Source organism: Flagellimonas flava (genome assembly GCF_050617915.1).
GTDB classification, from domain to species: Bacteria; Bacteroidota; Bacteroidia; order Flavobacteriales; family Flavobacteriaceae; genus Flagellimonas; species Flagellimonas flava_A.
Genome location: NZ_JBODQE010000005.1, coordinates 299,511 through 316,538, shown reverse-complemented (window position 1 = coordinate 316,538; position 17,028 = coordinate 299,511). Strand labels below are relative to the sequence as shown.

17 protein-coding genes are annotated in these 17,028 nt (G+C 38.0%); 14 read left to right on the top strand and 3 right to left on the bottom strand.

The annotated features are described in order from the left end of the window. The first annotated feature begins 5 nt into the window (after window positions 1-5). The 9 genes from ACRHOZ_RS14775 to ACRHOZ_RS14735 all read left to right on the top strand — a co-directional run bounded on the left by ACRHOZ_RS14775 (window position 6) and on the right by ACRHOZ_RS14735 (window position 8,603). Window positions 6-251, top strand: a complete 246-nt coding sequence (locus ACRHOZ_RS14775; RefSeq protein ID WP_420401441.1) for an acyl carrier protein — start codon at window positions 6-8, stop codon at window positions 249-251. Continuing rightward, entirely contained in the window at window positions 241-1,113 is an 873-nt protein-coding gene (locus ACRHOZ_RS14770) for a hypothetical protein (protein WP_431126942.1), read from the top strand. Before ACRHOZ_RS14775 ends, ACRHOZ_RS14770 begins: the two co-directional genes overlap by 11 nt. A 2-nt stretch (window positions 1,114-1,115) precedes the next feature. Continuing rightward, window positions 1,116-2,156, top strand: a complete 1,041-nt coding sequence (locus ACRHOZ_RS14765) for a hypothetical protein (protein ID WP_431126940.1) — start codon at window positions 1,116-1,118, stop codon at window positions 2,154-2,156. Window positions 2,157-2,161: 5 nt separating this feature from the next. Continuing rightward, the gene (locus ACRHOZ_RS14760) at window positions 2,162-2,764 is read left to right on the top strand and encodes a hypothetical protein (protein ID WP_431126939.1); all 603 of its coding nucleotides are present in this window, start codon (window positions 2,162-2,164) and stop codon (window positions 2,762-2,764) included. A 13-nt stretch (window positions 2,765-2,777) separates the two neighbouring features. After that, window positions 2,778-3,791: a pseudaminic acid synthase gene (pseI, locus tag ACRHOZ_RS14755; RefSeq protein WP_431126936.1), complete on the top strand. Its 1,014-nt coding sequence runs from the start codon at window positions 2,778-2,780 to the stop codon at window positions 3,789-3,791. Continuing rightward, window positions 3,773-5,071, top strand: a complete 1,299-nt coding sequence (locus ACRHOZ_RS14750; RefSeq protein WP_431126935.1) for a lipopolysaccharide biosynthesis protein — start codon at window positions 3,773-3,775, stop codon at window positions 5,069-5,071. Before pseI ends, ACRHOZ_RS14750 begins: the two co-directional genes overlap by 19 nt. Then, window positions 5,052-6,080 (top strand): polysialyltransferase family glycosyltransferase, encoded by a 1,029-nt coding sequence (locus tag ACRHOZ_RS14745; RefSeq protein ID WP_431126933.1) that lies wholly within the window; start codon window positions 5,052-5,054, stop codon window positions 6,078-6,080. Before ACRHOZ_RS14750 ends, ACRHOZ_RS14745 begins: the two co-directional genes overlap by 20 nt. Window positions 6,081-6,715: 635 nt before the next feature. Continuing rightward, entirely contained in the window at window positions 6,716-7,348 is a 633-nt protein-coding gene (locus ACRHOZ_RS14740; protein WP_431126932.1) for a DUF6418 domain-containing protein, read from the top strand. A 484-nt stretch (window positions 7,349-7,832) separates the two neighbouring features. Then, entirely contained in the window at window positions 7,833-8,603 is a 771-nt protein-coding gene (locus tag ACRHOZ_RS14735; protein WP_431126930.1) for an O-antigen ligase family protein, read from the top strand. A gap of 12 nt (window positions 8,604-8,615) precedes the next feature. On the opposite strand, the gene ACRHOZ_RS14730 is transcribed toward ACRHOZ_RS14735, so the two are convergent. Beyond that, a complete protein-coding gene (locus tag ACRHOZ_RS14730) occupies window positions 8,616-9,767 on the bottom strand; it encodes a hypothetical protein (RefSeq protein WP_431126929.1) in 1,152 nt (383 codons plus the stop codon). 4 nt (window positions 9,768-9,771) lie between these two features. Further along, window positions 9,772-10,845 (bottom strand): glycosyltransferase, encoded by a 1,074-nt coding sequence (locus ACRHOZ_RS14725; protein WP_431126927.1) that lies wholly within the window; start codon window positions 10,843-10,845, stop codon window positions 9,772-9,774. A 41-nt stretch (window positions 10,846-10,886) separates the two neighbouring features. Between ACRHOZ_RS14725 and ACRHOZ_RS14720 the strand changes: the two genes are divergently transcribed. From ACRHOZ_RS14720 to purD, 4 genes are all read left to right on the top strand, one after another. Next, window positions 10,887-11,891 (top strand): NAD-dependent epimerase/dehydratase family protein, encoded by a 1,005-nt coding sequence (locus ACRHOZ_RS14720; protein ID WP_431126925.1) that lies wholly within the window; start codon window positions 10,887-10,889, stop codon window positions 11,889-11,891. Window positions 11,892-12,050: 159 nt separating this feature from the next. Then, the gene (locus tag ACRHOZ_RS14715) at window positions 12,051-13,349 is read left to right on the top strand and encodes an exopolysaccharide biosynthesis polyprenyl glycosylphosphotransferase (protein WP_431126922.1); all 1,299 of its coding nucleotides are present in this window, start codon (window positions 12,051-12,053) and stop codon (window positions 13,347-13,349) included. 77 nt (window positions 13,350-13,426) lie between these two features. Then, a complete protein-coding gene (locus ACRHOZ_RS14710) occupies window positions 13,427-14,419 on the top strand; it encodes a UDP-glucuronic acid decarboxylase family protein (protein WP_431126920.1) in 993 nt (330 codons plus the stop codon). Between the two features lie 59 nt (window positions 14,420-14,478). Continuing rightward, entirely contained in the window at window positions 14,479-15,750 is a 1,272-nt protein-coding gene (gene purD, locus ACRHOZ_RS14705) for a phosphoribosylamine--glycine ligase (RefSeq protein WP_431126918.1), read from the top strand. A 49-nt stretch (window positions 15,751-15,799) separates the two neighbouring features. On the opposite strand, the gene ACRHOZ_RS14700 is transcribed toward purD, so the two are convergent. Further along, window positions 15,800-16,021, bottom strand: a complete 222-nt coding sequence (locus ACRHOZ_RS14700; RefSeq protein WP_420401455.1) for a DUF6341 family protein — start codon at window positions 16,019-16,021, stop codon at window positions 15,800-15,802. A gap of 39 nt (window positions 16,022-16,060) precedes the next feature. Between ACRHOZ_RS14700 and ACRHOZ_RS14695 the strand changes: the two genes are divergently transcribed. Continuing rightward, the gene (locus tag ACRHOZ_RS14695; RefSeq protein WP_431126915.1) at window positions 16,061-16,993 is read left to right on the top strand and encodes a DUF6427 family protein; all 933 of its coding nucleotides are present in this window, start codon (window positions 16,061-16,063) and stop codon (window positions 16,991-16,993) included. Window positions 16,994-17,028: the final 35 nt, after the last annotated feature.

The window sequence follows — 17,028 nt, the reverse complement described above, 5'->3', positions numbered from 1 at the left end:
ACTATATGGAATTAACAGCTGGGAACCTAAAAAAGGTGTTATCAAAATCTTCTTCACTGGGAGAGAAAGTGGAGGAATTTGACAATGAGAACGGTTTGACGGAACAAGGAGTGGATTCATTGGACATGTTGGATTTTTATCTAAATATCGAAGAAACCTTTGGGATTCAAATACCGGATGATGATATTGATAAGATGAAGTCGATTAATGATATTCTTGATTATCTGAAAGAAAAAATAGGTGAACACTAGCATCCCACCAACTACCCCTGGCTATTTTGAATTGCCATTTCATGGCAGCGAGACTTTTGAAGCGGATAATATTGCATCGCTTCGAACCGCAAATAATACTTCAATTATTTTTTATAGCGGACACGATAAGGCTTACCTTGAAGAAATTAATGCCGGAATAGTCATTGCTGATTCAAAACTTCAATCATTGGTTGGAGATTTTAACTCAGGCGCTATAGTGTTTTCTCCTAAGCCCAAATATACCTTCTTAAAATTGCTCCAGGATTTTTTTGTAGACACTTTCTTTGAGCAAGATTTAAAAGAGGTCCAAGGGAACGGGGAGATTTCTAGGATGGCATACATTGAAAAGGAGGTGGGTTTGGGTAAAGATTGCAAGGTTTATCCCAATGTCTCCCTTTTTAATCAAACAACGATTGGGAGTCATTCCACAATTTTGTCTGGAACGGTGATAGGTCTTCCTGGGCTGGGAGATTTATGGCACGAAGGAAGCTACCATAAATTTGTGCACCTGGGCGGGGTGAAAATAGGATCCAATGTAACCATAGGATCCAATGTCAGCATTTTGAAAGGTATGTTGGAGGACACTGTCATTGGGTCCGGAACCAGGATTGCCAACAATGTTAACATTGGACATAGTGTTCAAATAGGGAAAAACTGCTACATTTCCTCTGGAGTTACTATTGGCGGAGCCTGTGTTATTGAGGATAATTGTTGGTTGGCCGTAGGTGTTACTCTTACTGACAATATAAGGGTAGAAAAGAACTGCAAAATAGGCACAGGGGCGGTACTTATAAAAGATGCGTTGCCAGATAGCTTATATCTGGGCAATCCAGCAAGAAAAATAGGTGATAGAGAAAAATAACAGTGCAAAAGAATGTCTTTGTTTACTGTAATGGAAATTCCAAAATAGGATCCGGTCATTTCTGGCGGTGTCTTAATATTGCAGATGAACTTAGGAAAAGGCAACTAGCAATAACTTTTTTGTACACCTCATTATCTGATAAATTACAACAAGTCCTTGCTGAAAAAGAATATCCAGGTACTGCCCTAAATACGACTCTAAAAGAGGGATTTACGGAATACTTGAATGGACAATCAGGCAGGCAAAGGAGTAATTTGCTAATAGTGGATAGCGACTTAACCGAATTTTACGAACTCGATTTTCAGAATGCCGTAATCCAAACGGGAACGAAATTGATGATCATTACGGTGAATCCCAATTTTAAGTATGTTTCCCATCTAATTCTAAACCAAAACATACTCTCCCTATCCCAGAACTATGATACTTCAAAAGAGACAAGAGCACTATTTGGACCGGAATACTTTATATACAAACTCGAATACAGGGATGAAGAGGTAAGGAAAAAAACAAAAACTAACGGAGATGTATTGATTGCTTTTGGCGGTGCGGACCCATGTAATTACACCTTTCAGTTAATGAAATTTATTTTGACCAAGACAGAACTGGAACACATTAACTTCCATGTTGTGGTCGGTCCACTGAACCCGCAGTTAGATGATATAATGGAGATGTGCTCTGGTGTTGGAAATGTGAGCGTTCATTACAATACAAATAGAATGAAGGAGATAATGCAGTCATGTGCAATTGCCGTGTGTTCTCCTGGAATGGTATATTGGGAATCCATTTTATTGGGATTGCGCACAATTCTGCTTTCGAGTTCTCCCCGGGAAAAACCAATTGCAAAATTTCTCAATGACCAGCACTATGGGTTAACCATATCAAACTATGATGAACCATTATCCACTGAAAAATTTGAACTATTGGAAAAAGAATTGGTTTTGGGAACCACTGAATTTTATTCAAGACTTGACCATCTAAGAGGACTGATAAACCCAAAGGGGGTTGAAAAGGTGGCTGAGGAAATAGAAAAAATCTTAATTTGAAGAAAATGAACCTCAATTTTAAATTTAAAGGCGACAGAGATTACGTTCACGGAACCGATATTTACACGAGACTTGTGGAGGTGCTTAAGCAAGAATATGAACCACTTGAAATGCTGGAATTAAGTTTCCACAAAGTTGCAAACAAGCAACTCAAGATGCTCGTATTGGAGCAGGAGGACCATTCCTTGGATTTTTCCGATCAAGCGTGCATTTTTAAATTTAAGCATAAAGGACAAAAGTATCTTGTGGGTTTATCCGAAACAGATGAGAACGTTAAAGAAAGATATGATTACGGCGAAAGTGAAATTGAACAAATGGCCGTAATCCATGCCCAAGAAAAGCGGATAAGATTAGCTCCTAAAGACAAATTTTCCAATATTGAACTTGTAGTTGCAATGAACAAGATTTTATTAAGCCATATTTTACCCGACCCTGGAAAATGGTATTTTGCTCGATTACAAGTGTCTGAAGATGTTAATCCAATTAAGGCATCTAACATCGAAATTCAATTGATAAAAAACATAGGGTCAAAAATCACTAAATCAAGCATAGCATTTGATGGTGACATAATAGGAAACATATTCTTTTCCAAAGTCCCACAACAATAACCTAGTTAGAAGTATGGCTAAAGACAATTCCAACATTTTTATCATTGCTGAACTTTCAGCTAACCACAACAATGATTTTGAGTTGACGGTTAGAACCATTGAAGAAATGGCTAAAGCGGGCGCAGATGCCGTAAAGGTTCAAACGTATAGACCCGAAAGCTTGACCCTGGATTTAAACGAGGGGTATTTTGCTCCCAAAACAGAAGGTCTCTGGAAAGGATACACGCCATGGGAACTTTACAAAGAAGCTGCTATGCCCTACGATTGGCAACCTAAGCTAAAGATAATAGCAGAAAAATTGGGGATGCAATTTTTCAGTTCGCCATTTGACAAAGAAGCTGTGGATTTTCTGGAAAGTATGGGGAACCCAATATATAAGATAGCATCTTTCGAGATTACGGATATTCCGTTGATAGAGTATGCCGCTTCGAAGGGTAAACCTATGATAATTTCCACTGGAGTGGCAGAGCAAGAAGACATAAAGCTTGCGGTGGATGCATGCAGGGAGGTTGGCAACAATGACATTACATTGTTAAAATGTACCTCTAACTATCCTGCTGAAGTTAAAGATGCCAACTTGATGACAATACCGCATCTCAAATCAACTTTCAATGTCAAGGTGGGTCTTTCAGACCATACCATGGGCAGTATTGCACCCATTGTTTCCGTAGCTTTGGGAGCTACCGTAATTGAAAAGCACTTTGTTTTGGACAGGAGTTTGGGAGGTCCAGACGCTTCTTTTTCTATGGAGCCCCAAGAATTCAAGGCAATGGTTGAGGGAGTAAGAAACGCGGAAAAATCCTTGGGAAACATTACATACGAGGTATCGGAAAACAACAAACACAGAAGACGGTCACTTTTCGTAACGGAGGATCTGGAACCAGGTGAGGCAATAAGCTCGAAGAACGTTAGATCCATTAGACCAGGTTATGGGATTCACCCAAAAGAATTGCCAAATATTATGGGCAAAAGGACAAAGGTCAAAATAGCCAAAGGAGAAGCATTGAAATGGGAGTATCTGGACTAACTCATTCCACCTACTACAAATTTTCCAACCTTTTTTTGAGGGGCATTTCGATGGGAGCAAAATTCTTATTTGCCCTATATGTTTCCAAATTCATGCAAGTTGAAGAATATGGTGAATATACCTTGATGGTTACCAGTATAACATTTTTGATGTTTTTGTTGGGCCTTGATTATTATAGCTATACCGCAAGAGAGATTTTGGCTACTTCGGGGGACAAAAAATTTGTGTTTATTAAGCATCAGTTTGTTTTTCACAGCTTGGTTTATTTGTGCTTTGCCCCTTTGATATACCTATTTTGCAGGCAATTTCTTTCCGCAGACTTTTTTATAGCATTTTATGTTCTGCTGGTTTTGGAACATTTCTCACAGGAACTTTATCGAATTTTCATTTTTCACGATAAACATTTGACCTCCAACATATTGCTGGCTTTTAGAACGTTTTTGTGGGTAGTATTGATTTGTTTGGATGTGCAGGTCTTTGAGATACACTCCTTCTCAACAGAACTAATTTTGACCTATTGGATTTTTGGTAGTTTCTTCTCCTTTTTAATTGGTTTGTTTCTCCTTTATAAGGAGTATCCGCAACCAATGGCCAATTTTTTTTCATTTTCGGATATCGACTTTTCAAAGATTCGAAAAGCGCTAATGATTTGCATTCCAATATTGGTTGGTACTATTTCATATAAATTAATAGAATACTCCGACAGGTTTATTATAGATATAATGTTGGGAAAGGAGCAAGTTGGGATCTATGGCCTGTTTAGCAATTATGCAAATGTTGTGAACATTATTGTCAATACTGTGGTAACCCTTATGATTTTCCCAAAATTGGTGTCTTCGGTCAAAAAAAAACGGCACCAGGAGTATATTTTCTATAAGAAAAAATTCAGAAAAGAATTGATTTTGGTAACCTTTGGAATAAGTATTCTGCTTGCAATAACTATTTTTCCAGTTCTCGATTGGATAAACAAGGAAGAATACAATACTTTTATTACTGGGTTCTTTTTACTTCTGATAGGCAATGTTTTCTTAAACCTATCTTTCTTACCACACTATTTGCTATATTCCTTTAACAAGGACAAGAAGAACATCGCACCTATGGTTCTGGGAATGTTTTTGAACATAGCTTTAAATCTGATTTTACTGTTCTTTTTGCAGAATATTATTGGAGCGGCAATTGCTACTGCCGCGAGTTTTATTCTAATCTATTTTCTTAAAACGATCAATTGGTTTAGGTTTAATAAGGATTTAATATTTGAGAATGGGCAATACTCATCTTAATATCTTTGTTTCGATAACTCCCATGCACACGCGGAACTTTGAAAGTATTGTTTCAACGCAACACTTAAAAGGGCAAAATATTTTATTGAACCCAGGAGGCTTTATGTATGATGGTAAATTATGGGATGAGGTGTTTAATGGGAATTTGTCGGTATCAAAGGAAACGAAACGGATAAAAAAAATTAAGTACCAATTTTATAAGATAAGGTGGTACAAAAAGTTTATAGTCCATATTGAACGCAATATTGAAAGTGCTGCGAGTTATGCTATTTATTATTCTCATTTAGAGGATGTGTTGAACAATTATTTTTTCTTTTCATTTAGGAAAACAAAGCCCCAAGAAAAAATAATTGTTGAAGATGGGATATTGAACTATTATGAACGAAAAATTGAAAACAATAAGTCTTTTATATACTTTATCAAATTCCTTCTATGTAGATTGCATAACATACCATTTAAATTTCTTGAAGGAAATATCACAGGGGTAGATTATGGGCATGTAAAAAAACAGTATGTAAGATTACCTGAAGTTGCCATTGCTCCGGAAAAGGCGGTACAGCTCCCTTTTGATAAAATAGCATATACTCCCTTGGACAGCACTTTCTTGTTCATTGGCCAGGATATAATTGCCAACGTCTGTGGCAACGAAGAATATGAAAAAAGAATTGCTTATTTTTTTAGTAAAATCAACGAGATAACAAATTTTGATCAACATAGAGACAGATTGATTTATAAGCCGCACAGAAATGGTGATTCGTTCCTGGCACGGAAGTATGGCAGAATCAATTTTGGAGATGCTTTTGAACTGCATAAGGACGATACACCCATTGAAGAAATGGTATCGGACATAAGGCCAAGTAAAATTTTTTCATTTAGTTCTTCTGGACTTCTTAACATCAAGTTGGCTTTGGCAGAGGACTCTAACGTTTGTTTTTATGCGCACCCATTTGCCTCTGCCCCCAGATTGGTTGAATTATTTGAGAAGTTTGGAATACGAATATTGAGATGACATTTACCCTGGCATTAAATTTATTTTTGTTTTTGATTTTTTTGACCTTCTCGTACTACGCTCTGAAACGAGACTTCAAGATTTTCTACATTCTTTTGCTTTTTTATTTTCAGGGGTTTAACACCATTGCGTCTCTTACTTATATAGAGGAAGGGGTCTTTATAAATGAGCAGGGCAGGGACGGATACTTTGTTGGGTCGGTATTTTTTTACATACTGTTCTTTTTCCTTACCATTGTTCTGTGTGAAAAAACGATAAAATATCTTGACAAGAACCTGGCCTTTTCGGATTTCAACATCTCTTTGTTTAAATTAAGGATAGGGTATAGATTCCTTCTGTTCTTCATAGTATTGGTTCTTTTTCTTTTGTATTTAAATGTTTACCTATCACCATCCCCACTTTTTAGTTCCGAAGTCACCCGATTTACCTATTGGCAAAACTCAAGGCTGAGTTTTCTAAACGGTGTTTTTGGAAATACTTCCATATTTGTGCCATTTGCCCTTGGAATATTAATTAGAAAATATAGATATCTGGCGATTTCACTTCTCGTGTTATATTTTCTAAACATGGTATTGATAGGCCAAAAGTTCTCACCAATAATTAGCGGATTATATGCCTTTTTTTTCCCCATAGTTATGAGGCTCGGGTCCAATACGCAAATAAGAATAAGAAGGTTCCTTACGGTAAGAACAGCACTTATTTTTTTAGCCTTATTCTCCATTGTGTATTACAAGTATTCCTTACACAATCCCTTCGTACGCGCAGGCGCTGAAACGCCATTTGAGGCCATTATTTATAGAGCATTCGGATTACAGGCCCACATATTTTGGGGGTGTGTTGAAAACTACGTAACCCATGGGATGGAAAATACATGGAGGGTTTGGGAACTAAATCAAGGTATGCACCACCTTATGAGGCATTTTTACCCGGGGGATATTGAACAGCTTAATAGATCTATTAGTATCGGATTTAGTTTTACGAATGCCTATCCTGCCATCTTATTGCGAATCTTCCCTGTTTATCTTTCCTATTTTGCCCATGCCGTACTTATGATATTTGTTCTTGGCCCCCTTCTATGGATGTTCAAGAAAATTATTACCGGTAAAAACGTAGTTTTTGCGGTGATTTCTTTCCAGCTTTTCAATTGGGTAGTTTATGCGTTTAAAATGGGATACTTTTACAAACTTCAAATCCCAGTGATTTTTGTTTTGTTCTATACATTCTTTGCTTTTATGGTATATCAGAGTAGGCGGAGTTCCTTAACCTAACCCTTTGTTTTAAGTGAACTGGATTAGAGGAATATTGGGGAAAACTACTGGACGGCAACTGATAGCATATTCACTTATGTTATTAATGGCCTCATTGCCATTTTTGATGGTGTTGGCCCCAATAGTAATGGTACTATTTGTGGTAATGGTACTGTTATATGGTAATTGGGAGGAGACAAAATCCCGTTTAACGGGGAATAAGGTTTTCCCACTTTTTTTTATATACTATCTAATAGGGGTAATTGGTTTGTTCTATTCCTATGAACTTGGATTCAAGTATAGCAGAATAGCATCACAACTTCCCTTATTGCTGCTTCCCTTGTTTGTTTCTATAGCAAATGTTGAAAAAGAACAAATTAAAAAGGCCAAATATGTCTTTGTTTGGTCCTGCCTTTTACTTTGTATTCTTGCGTTTGTAACACTCGGGTATAACCTGGCTTTAAATTATGAGCATAGGTTAAACTATAACTTTATTCAAAGGTCAATGTACCACTTTCATTATCCATATGATGTGCTGTATATCAATATAGCATACGTTTTCCTTTTGAGTGAGGAGAAGTTAAAGACTTTTCGTGGATGGATGGGTGCCGTTTTTTTCATTTTTATTCTTCTTTCAGGCGTTAGAATGGGGGTTTTTACTTTCGGTGTAATCAGTACGATATACTTTATAAAGAATTTTAGGGAGATATGTAATCTTCGGTTCGTGGCAAAGGCAATTATTCTCGGAATAATAGCGGTACTTATGATTGGCAGCAGTAAATATGCTAAAGACAAGTTTTTTGATACACTATCCAATTTTGGCTTGGGAACCGAAAAATATGTCTCGGAGATAGGGTCGGATTATCATAAAATGTCATTGAGAACCATGTTATGGAGCAGCTCGTTCGAATTGATCAAATCCAAACCTATACTTGGATTTGGACCCAATGGGTCTCAGAAATTTTTGGAAGAACAGTATCAAAGAAATGGGTATTCTAATTTGGAAGGATTCAATTCTCATAACCAATTCTTGACTACTACGTTGAACCACGGAGTGGTGGGGCTATTTAGTCTGCTTTCAATTTTTATAGTTTTGGCTTATCATGCCATCAAGAAAAAAAACTGGCAGCAACTTTTATGCATTGTGGTTTTGTTTTTGGCCTTCAATACGGAGTCTATTTTAGTAAGACAAAAAGGAGTTTTTGTTTTTGCAATAATTCTAAGCTTAAATATGGTGGAAAAGGACAGTCGAAGTCTCAGGAAAAAAGAGGCTTGATTTAAACAAAAATCAGTTTTCCTTAATTTTTCTTATTTGAAACAAATATAAGTTTGCGTCCTCATTTTGCAGATGCGAGGTTCCATCCATTTGATGAATTTTGGCATCGGTCACCATATATAGCCGATTATTTAAGTCCAAATCCAAACTTTTGGGATAACCATAAAACCAATGGTTGGAGGGCAAAGGCCTGTTATGTGTTTGTACATGCTCATAATTTTGTGCGTTTTCAAAAACCATGGTGGCTGTTTGTCTATAAACCCTGAGCTCATTGTCGTGATTTTTTGAAGTATTGTATAGATACCTGGTGTTTCCAACTACTTCCAACATATCACTAATAGGGTCATAAGCCAAGGACACAGGGCATCTGACAGAATATTCAAAATCGGCAAATAAATTGGTATGGCCGTCAAAACCGTAGTTCAGTCCATCAGAAGAACTAAACTGAAAAAAAGAAGGGGCCCCTTCCTCCCCACTTCCATTTCTGCACAAAATAATGCTTCTGCCATTTCCAAGATCAATTTGGAAAGGCTCTTGTAATTCCATAGAAGGTTCTTGGATGATTAGCGAATCATCCAAATGGCTTGAGAAGTTATCTGTTGAAAAATACTTACGAACAGTACCATTCCGAAATGCAATCAAAAAGGAATGCTGCCCTGAATCGGAATTGACCATCCCAAAAGGTTGATTGGGAATGTTCTGAGTGTTTTGAATTTCATTGTAGACAGACCATTCAGAGCCGTTGCTGCTTTTAATGAACCCAGAATCAATCGTTGTAGAATTTTCTGCATCAAACCTTCTAAAAACCACAATAATTTCGCCAGAGCCCAAGGTTCCCACTACTAGGTTTCTGTCGTCAAACATACTATCATAAATATCGAACTCGGATCCCCAAGACACCCCATTGTCTGGACTTATTTTCCCCACGATTTTTCCATAGTTGCTAACATGGGAGAAGGAGGAATCCTTTCGGTAAATGGCAATAACACGATTCTCTCCTAGCCTAGCTAGCCCGCCTTCTGAAACATGTCCGTTGGAAGATAAATCGTAAAAACTACTGATGTAATAATCGAACATTGCCTCTTCAGGCTCATAATCTGATGTATCACAGGAAAAGAATAGAAAAATTAACAAAAGACAATAATACGCTTTTTTGGAACTCATGGGCCTACGTCAAGTAGATTTTCTTTAAGGTAGTGAAGTTCTTATGTTGGTCAAATAGAGCTCTACATCGAGTTTCAGAGTTTCGACCCATTTTACTAAGCTTTTCTGGGTTTTTGTAGAGTTCGCCAATACCGCTGGTAAAATCTTCAAGATTATCGCACAGAAAACCATTATGGCCATGTTCAACAGCATCCTTATTTCCTACCACATTGGTAGCAACGACTGGTTTTTCCAAAGCCATGGCCTCAATAATAGTGAAAGGTAATCCTTCCCATAAAGATGTTTGGATGTAAACATCAAAGGTATTCACCAGCTCCATTGCCTCGCTATGAATTTTCCAACCGGTAATAGAGACATTGCTGCTGGTTAATTCGGTTTTTAATTGACCATCACCAATCCATACAAATTCAATATCTGGGAACTCTTGAGCAACCTGATTAAAAAGAGCCGGGTTTTTTTGTGGGCTTAGGCGTCCCATGGTACCAATTGTAAATTTCCCGTTAGTATGGGGCTTCTTGAATTCGGATATTTCGTTTGGAGACACCCCATTTCTCACTAAAAAAGCACGCCCAATTTTTTTGGCATGCTCATATTCTGTATCCCCACATGCTATCGTCGTACCACCAAAGATCTTTACAACCCACTTTTCAATAAAGAGAAAGAGCCCTTTTTTGCCGTTACTTACATCCTCTCGCAAAAAAGAGTACCCATTGGGAGTGTAATAAACCTTGGCTTTTTTGTAAAAGGCTGAAGCAACACGCCCAAGGATACTAGCTTTTGAGGAATGAAGATGTATCACGTCCGGCTGTATTTTTCTGATTTGTTTCACCAACGAAATTATTGCCCTTATATCTGACCTAAAATTTATTTCACGGGACATTGGGAGTTGAATCAGTTTAGTTTTTTTAGAGAAGTCCTTTGCAATTTTATCGAAATCGGTTCCATTCCGGTTTGGGCTATAAATCACATAACTTTCAAACTCCTTTTCAGAGTCAAAAAAACCACATATTTCCTTTACATAGTTGTAAACCCCTGCGGCAAAAGGTTCTGTAATATGCAAAACTCTTATTTTTTTCATACCGTCAAAAATAAAACTATTTTTAAGCCGGATATACAAATATGAAGAGTAAAGTTGCCATAGTTATTGGAGGATCTGGGTATATAGGTAGAAACTTGTTGATGTACTTTCTACAGAAAAACAGGTTTGACCAATATATTGTGATGGACATTAAACCTTTGGAGGGGTTTAAACATGAAACAGATTCTGGAAAAGTTGAGTTCATGGAGGCTGATGTTAGAAAAACTCTCCCAAAGATTGACATAAAACTGGATGGGAAAGAATCTTGGATTTTTAATCTAGCCGCAGTACATAGAGAGCCCGGTCATGACTTTAAAGAATATTTCGACACGAACATACCAGGAGCAATAAATGTCAACGACCTCGCCTTGAGATTGGAAGTTGAGAACATTTTTTTTACAAGTAGTATTGCTCCATATGGGAGGTCTAGGGAACAGAGGAGTGAATTGTCTACCCTGTATCCGGAAACGGGTTATGGAATTTCCAAGGCAATCGCAGAACAGATTCATCAAAAATGGCATAACCATAATCAGACAAAAAGAAGGCTTATAATTGTAAGACCTTCCGTCATTTATGGCCCTCATGACCCAGGTAATGTTCTAAGAATGATTAAGGCGTTGAAAAAAGGGACCTTTGTCTTGCCCAATGGAGGAAAAGTCATAAAAGCCTATGGTTATGTTTTTGGACTTGTGGAAAGTATATTGTTCACTATGGATTCAAGAAAAGAACCACTTATAGTTTACAACTATGCGGAAAATCCATTGGTTCCACTTAAGGAGATGACACAAATAGTTAGAAAAAAGTTTGGGTATTCAAGACCCGCACTTTCGGTGCCCACCTCGTTTCTGGCTGTTATTGCGGGAATTATTCAGGTGGCTACCCGGATAGTGGGTAAAAAATCGGATATTCATCCAGTTAGGGTAAAAAAGGCAAGTTTCCCCACAAATATCAAACCTGGATTCCTGATAGAAAGTGGATTTGATTTTAGATACGATTTCGAGAAATCTTTAGAGCATTGGAAATCCGTGGCACCAGATGATTTTTGATTATAAAACGGATTCGGATAGTCCTTAAAATAGAAAATAATAAGGAGCCGAAAGGAATAACAGTATGTTTACATGATTGGATTGCATAATTAAACCTTGTCGAATTTGTTCTTTAGCAATTATAGATATTCAGGCCTTATTTTACCCCTATCACTTTTAATGGATTTGATAGTAATAAATTTATTGGCCTATTATTTTCCTCTCCAGTTTAGATATCCGATTCTTTTTCATTCTTATATAACCCTAGCTTGGATAGTTACGGCTTTCAAAGTTCAATTTTATCTTATTCATAGGTATACTAAGGTCACACGAGTTTTGGTATTGATATTTAGGCAATTCTTTTTCTTCTTCTTACTGCAATATGCGTTTATTGGGTTTTTTAAGCAACCAAATATGAGTCGACTAGCTATTGCGGAGTATTTATCTATATCCTTGGTGCTGGTTTCAACTATTAAATTCATGAACTATTATTTGTTGATGAAGTATAGGGGAAGAACAAAGGGAAATATCAGAAATGTTGTGGTTTTGGGTAAAAACAAGAAGACGGATCAACTAATATCGGTGTTTAATGAACGCACAGAGTATGGCTATAATTTTGTAAAACAGTTTTCCTTGAAAGGAAGAGAATACAGCATTGAAAGTTGCTATGACTTTATTCTAGACAACAAAATAGATGAGATATATTGCTCCGTTTCTGAACTTAAGGATGATGAGTTGACTCAGTTCATCAATTTTGCGGACAATAATCTCAAAACCCTAAAATTCATACCGGACAATAAAAACATTTTTGCTAAGAAGCTAAAGTTTGAATACTATGATTATATCCCGGTTTTATCACTAAGGGACATCCCATTATTAAATCCAATCAACGCTTTTTTCAAAAGGAGTTTCGATATCTTTTTTTCTCTATTGGTAATTTTAGGTCTATTGTCCTGGTTAACTCCCTTATTGGCAATTTTGATTACCGTGGAATCCAAAGGGCCGGTTTTTTTTAGACAGACCAGAAATGGCATAGACAATCGAGAGTTTTATTGCTACAAGTTTCGCTCCATGGCTCCAAACAACAATGCGGACAGTCATTCAGCAACAAAAAATGACATGCGGGTAACCAAGATTGGTAAAATAATAAGACGAACCAGCATTGATGAGTTACCTCAGTTCTACAATGTTTTTTTTGGCACCATGTCAGTAGTGGGTCCAAGACCACATATGGTAAAGCACACCAATGAATACTCACTGAGCGTGGACAAGTACATGGTACGCCACTTTGTTAAACCCGGCATAACAGGGCTTGCTCAAATAAGAGGTTATAGGGGAGAGATTGAAAATGACATTGACATTCAAAACAGAATTAAATTTGACATTTTTTATATTGAGAATTGGTCAATGTTTTTAGATTTTAAGATAATTGTCCAAACAATAGTTAATGCCTTTAGAGGTGAGGATAAGGCGTATTGATTCTGATGGGTTGTTTTTAAAAACTTTCTGCGGAATACTGCGCGGTATTTCTATTTTTGTGCTTTAAATGAATTTATATGAAAACTAAACGCATATTGATTACCGGAGCAGCGGGCTTCCTTGGATCCCATCTTTGTGATCGATTTATTGCTGAGGGATACCATGTCATTGGGATGGACAACCTCATTACTGGCGACCTAAAGAATATAGAACACCTTTTCCCATTGGAACGTTTCGAGTTCCATCACCATGATGTATCCACCTTTGTCCACTTGGGAGGCGAGTTGGATTATATTTTACATTTTGCCTCTCCTGCAAGCCCAATAGACTACCTTAAAATTCCTATTGAGACCTTAAAGGTAGGCTCTTTGGGGACCCTTAACTTATTGGGATTGGCCAAGGAAAAGAATGCACGGATTTTGGTCGCTTCCACTTCCGAGGTATATGGTGATCCCCTAGTGCATCCCCAGAATGAGGAGTACTATGGAAATGTGAGCCCCATTGGCCCTCGTGGTGTTTATGATGAGGCCAAACGTTTTATGGAGTCCATTACCATGGCCTATCACCGTCATCATGGCTTGGATACCCGTATAGTTCGGATTTTCAACACCTATGGTGCCAGAATGCGATTGAATGACGGCCGTGTGGTGCCGGCCTTTATGGGGCAAGCACTGAGAGGAGAGGATTTAACGGTCTTTGGGGATGGCTCACAAACCCGCTCTTTTACGTATATAGATGACCAAATCGAGGGAATTTATCGCTTATTGATGAGTGACTATGTGGAGCCCGTTAACATTGGAAATCCGGACGAAACCACCATTCTCGAGTTTGCGGAGGAAATCATAAAACTTACTGGAACCAATCAAAAAATTGTATTCAAGCCGTTACCAGTCGATGACCCCCTGCAGCGGCAACCGGACATTTCCAAGGCGAAGGAAATATTAGACTGGGAACCCAAAGTGCATCGTTCCGAAGGTTTGAAGAAGGTTTATGAATACTTTAAATCCCTATCTCCTGAGGAATTGCACCAAAAAGAACACCGGGATTTTTCACATTTAAATGGGAAATAAACCTTTTTATGCGGTAAAGAGGTTCTCAAATTGAACTATTTTTGCCAAAATTTTGATTGATGAACATTCTTGTCCTTGGTTCTGGGGGTCGTGAACATGCGATGGCCCATAAGATTTCACAAAGCCCTAAAATCAACAATCTTTATGTCGCTCCAGGTAACGCGGGCACTTCCCAAATTGCCAGCAATGTTGAGGTTGGGGTCAATGATTTTGATGGAATTAAGAAGTTGGTTTTAGGCAAGAACATCAATCTGGTTGTTGTGGGGCCAGAGGACCCTTTGGTAAACGGAGTGCATGATTTTTTCGTGAACGACCCAGAACTACAAAAGGTGTCCGTGATTGGTCCGCAAAGGGCAGCTGCGGCCTTGGAAGGGAGCAAGGAATTTGCCAAGGAATTTATGATGCGACATAACATTCCTACCGCTGCCTATCAAAGTTTTACTTCTGATAATCTGGAAGAAGGTTATGCCTTTTTGGAAACTTTGGAACCTCCTTATGTACTCAAGGCAGATGGTTTGGCTGCTGGAAAAGGTGTTCTTATTCTCCAGAACCTCGAAGAGGCCAAAAAAGAACTTAGCGCCATGTTGCTGGATTCCAAATTTGGAAAGGCCAGCGCAACAGTGGTGATTGAAGAGTTCTTGGACGGGATAGAATTGAGTTGCTTTGTACTAACGGACGGAACCAATTATAAAGTCTTGCCCACCGCAAAAGACTACAAACGTATTGGCGAGGGAGACACAGGATTAAATACAGGCGGTATGGGTGCCATTTCTCCCGTTCCATTTGCAGATAATGCCTTCATGCACAAGATAGAAGAGCAAATTGTTATACCAACCGTAGAAGGCCTTAGAAAGGATCAATTGCCCTATGTTGGATTTATTTTTATTGGATTGATCAAGGTTGGGAATCAACCCAAAGTCATAGAATACAACGTTAGAATGGGAGATCCGGAAACCGAAGTGGTTATCCCAAGGGTCCAAACAGATTTGGTAGACATTCTGACTTCCATGGCAAATGGAACACTAGATCAAATTGACCTTCAAATTGATGAAAGGGCGGCTACCACCGTTATGGCTGTTTCAGGCGGATATCCTGAGGCATATGAAAAAGGCAAGGAGATAACAGGAATAGATAAGGTGGAAGGTTCTTTGGTATTTCATGCGGGAACCAAAATCTCAGAAGGTAAAGTGGTAACCAATGGCGGAAGGGTAATCGCTGTAACTTCCTTTGGAGATGATTTCCACCAAGCCCTGAAAAAATCCTACAGCAACATGGAAAAACTCCATTTTGATGGGATATACTACCGCAAAGACCTAGGATTTGACCTATAGCCAAATAGCCAGGATTATCCTAAAAAAGAAAACGAATATCAGGGAGATATTATAGGTAAGTGTGGGAAGTGATGCTCTTGTCTTCCTCGCCGTTGTCATTGAAAATCTTCAACTCCTTCATCCAATACACCATGGCTACAAAACCGATAATGGTAAAGATCCAGTTTACAGTATTGGAGGCCCACCAGCTTTCCATAAATCGGAATAAATCATAAGGGGCAAAAAGGTAGTTTACAAATAAGTCTTCAATGCCGTAAAAAAACTTGCTCATGTTGGCTATATTTACTTTGCAAAAGTAGTAAAACCCACGATGATTTCAAGCTTTTTCGGAAAAACAAAACCCATAAACTACATTGTTTTGTCCGTCTTTTTGGTTCTGTTCTATGGCTTGTTCCATATTCTTCAAATCCATGGCAGCGAAAGGAATCTTTCTATCCCACTGGAAGTCTTGACCTTAGGCACTTTGATCCTGACCATTTTTGTGATCAATCAGATTATAAAAACGGAAAAAGTTACCGAGTTTAGCTCCTATGCCATGTTGTTTTTTGTTTTGCTCTTGGTCGCATTTTCTAACATCATTCAGGATAAAAATGCAATTTTTGCCTCATTTTTTCTGTTGCTTGCCATTTGGAGACTCTTGGCCGTTAGATCCATCAAAAATGTGAAACACAAGATTTTTGATGCTTCTTTTTTAATATGTGTGGCCAGTTTGTTCTATGATTGGGCTATTGTTTTCATAATTTTGGTGTTTGTGGTGATCAACGTTTATGACAGGAAAACCGTAAAAAATTGGATAGTTCCCTTCATGGCCATTTGTACCTTTTTTGTTTTAACATTTGGGATTACAAGACTGTTTGGCATTTCTGATTTTTATCTTTTGCACTATCGATTTTCCTTTGGCTTTTTGCAAGATGGGTTTTTCGCCCAAAAGGGAGTACTGCTGTCGCTAATTTATCTGTCACTGGTAGGGGCTTTGGCCTCCTTGGTGTTTCTTCAAGTAAGAAGAAAGGGAGGTGGTAGGCTGGTACCTTTGCGTATTTTGTTCCTGGCTTTTATTTTGGGAGCCATATTTTGTTTTCTCACCCAAAATGGAACGGCCACCATACTCATCACTTTTTTCCCTGCCGCTGTTTTTCTGACCAATTTTTTGGAAACCATCAAGCGTCCAAGAATAAAGGAATTGGTTTTGGCCGCTTGTATAGTGCTTCCCGTTTTGCTTTTTGTTCAAAGCCTAAATCAATAAACCATAAAGCAATATCTTTGCGCAAATTGATACAA

Coding starts and splice junctions, on each gene's coding strand:
- ACRHOZ_RS14775 (WP_420401441.1), top strand. CDS start 6: ATGGAATTAACAGCTGGGAACCTAAAAAAGGTGTTATCAAAATCTTCT.
- purD (WP_431126918.1), top strand. CDS start 14,479: ATGAACATTCTTGTCCTTGGTTCTGGGGGTCGTGAACATGCGATGGCC.
- ACRHOZ_RS14760 (WP_431126939.1), top strand. CDS start 2,162: ATGAACCTCAATTTTAAATTTAAAGGCGACAGAGATTACGTTCACGGA.
- ACRHOZ_RS14715 (WP_431126922.1), top strand. CDS start 12,051: ATGGATTTGATAGTAATAAATTTATTGGCCTATTATTTTCCTCTCCAG.
- ACRHOZ_RS14720 (WP_431126925.1), top strand. CDS start 10,887: ATGAAGAGTAAAGTTGCCATAGTTATTGGAGGATCTGGGTATATAGGT.
- ACRHOZ_RS14725 (WP_431126927.1), bottom strand. CDS start 10,845: ATGAAAAAAATAAGAGTTTTGCATATTACAGAACCTTTTGCCGCAGGG.
- ACRHOZ_RS14700 (WP_420401455.1), bottom strand. CDS start 16,021: ATGAGCAAGTTTTTTTACGGCATTGAAGACTTATTTGTAAACTACCTT.
- pseI (WP_431126936.1), top strand. CDS start 2,778: ATGGCTAAAGACAATTCCAACATTTTTATCATTGCTGAACTTTCAGCT.
- ACRHOZ_RS14745 (WP_431126933.1), top strand. CDS start 5,052: ATGGGCAATACTCATCTTAATATCTTTGTTTCGATAACTCCCATGCAC.
- ACRHOZ_RS14740 (WP_431126932.1), top strand. CDS start 6,716: ATGAGGCTCGGGTCCAATACGCAAATAAGAATAAGAAGGTTCCTTACG.
- ACRHOZ_RS14695 (WP_431126915.1), top strand. CDS start 16,061: ATGATTTCAAGCTTTTTCGGAAAAACAAAACCCATAAACTACATTGTT.
- ACRHOZ_RS14735 (WP_431126930.1), top strand. CDS start 7,833: ATGTACCACTTTCATTATCCATATGATGTGCTGTATATCAATATAGCA.
- ACRHOZ_RS14710 (WP_431126920.1), top strand. CDS start 13,427: ATGAAAACTAAACGCATATTGATTACCGGAGCAGCGGGCTTCCTTGGA.
- ACRHOZ_RS14750 (WP_431126935.1), top strand. CDS start 3,773: ATGGGAGTATCTGGACTAACTCATTCCACCTACTACAAATTTTCCAAC.
- ACRHOZ_RS14730 (WP_431126929.1), bottom strand. CDS start 9,767: ATGAGTTCCAAAAAAGCGTATTATTGTCTTTTGTTAATTTTTCTATTC.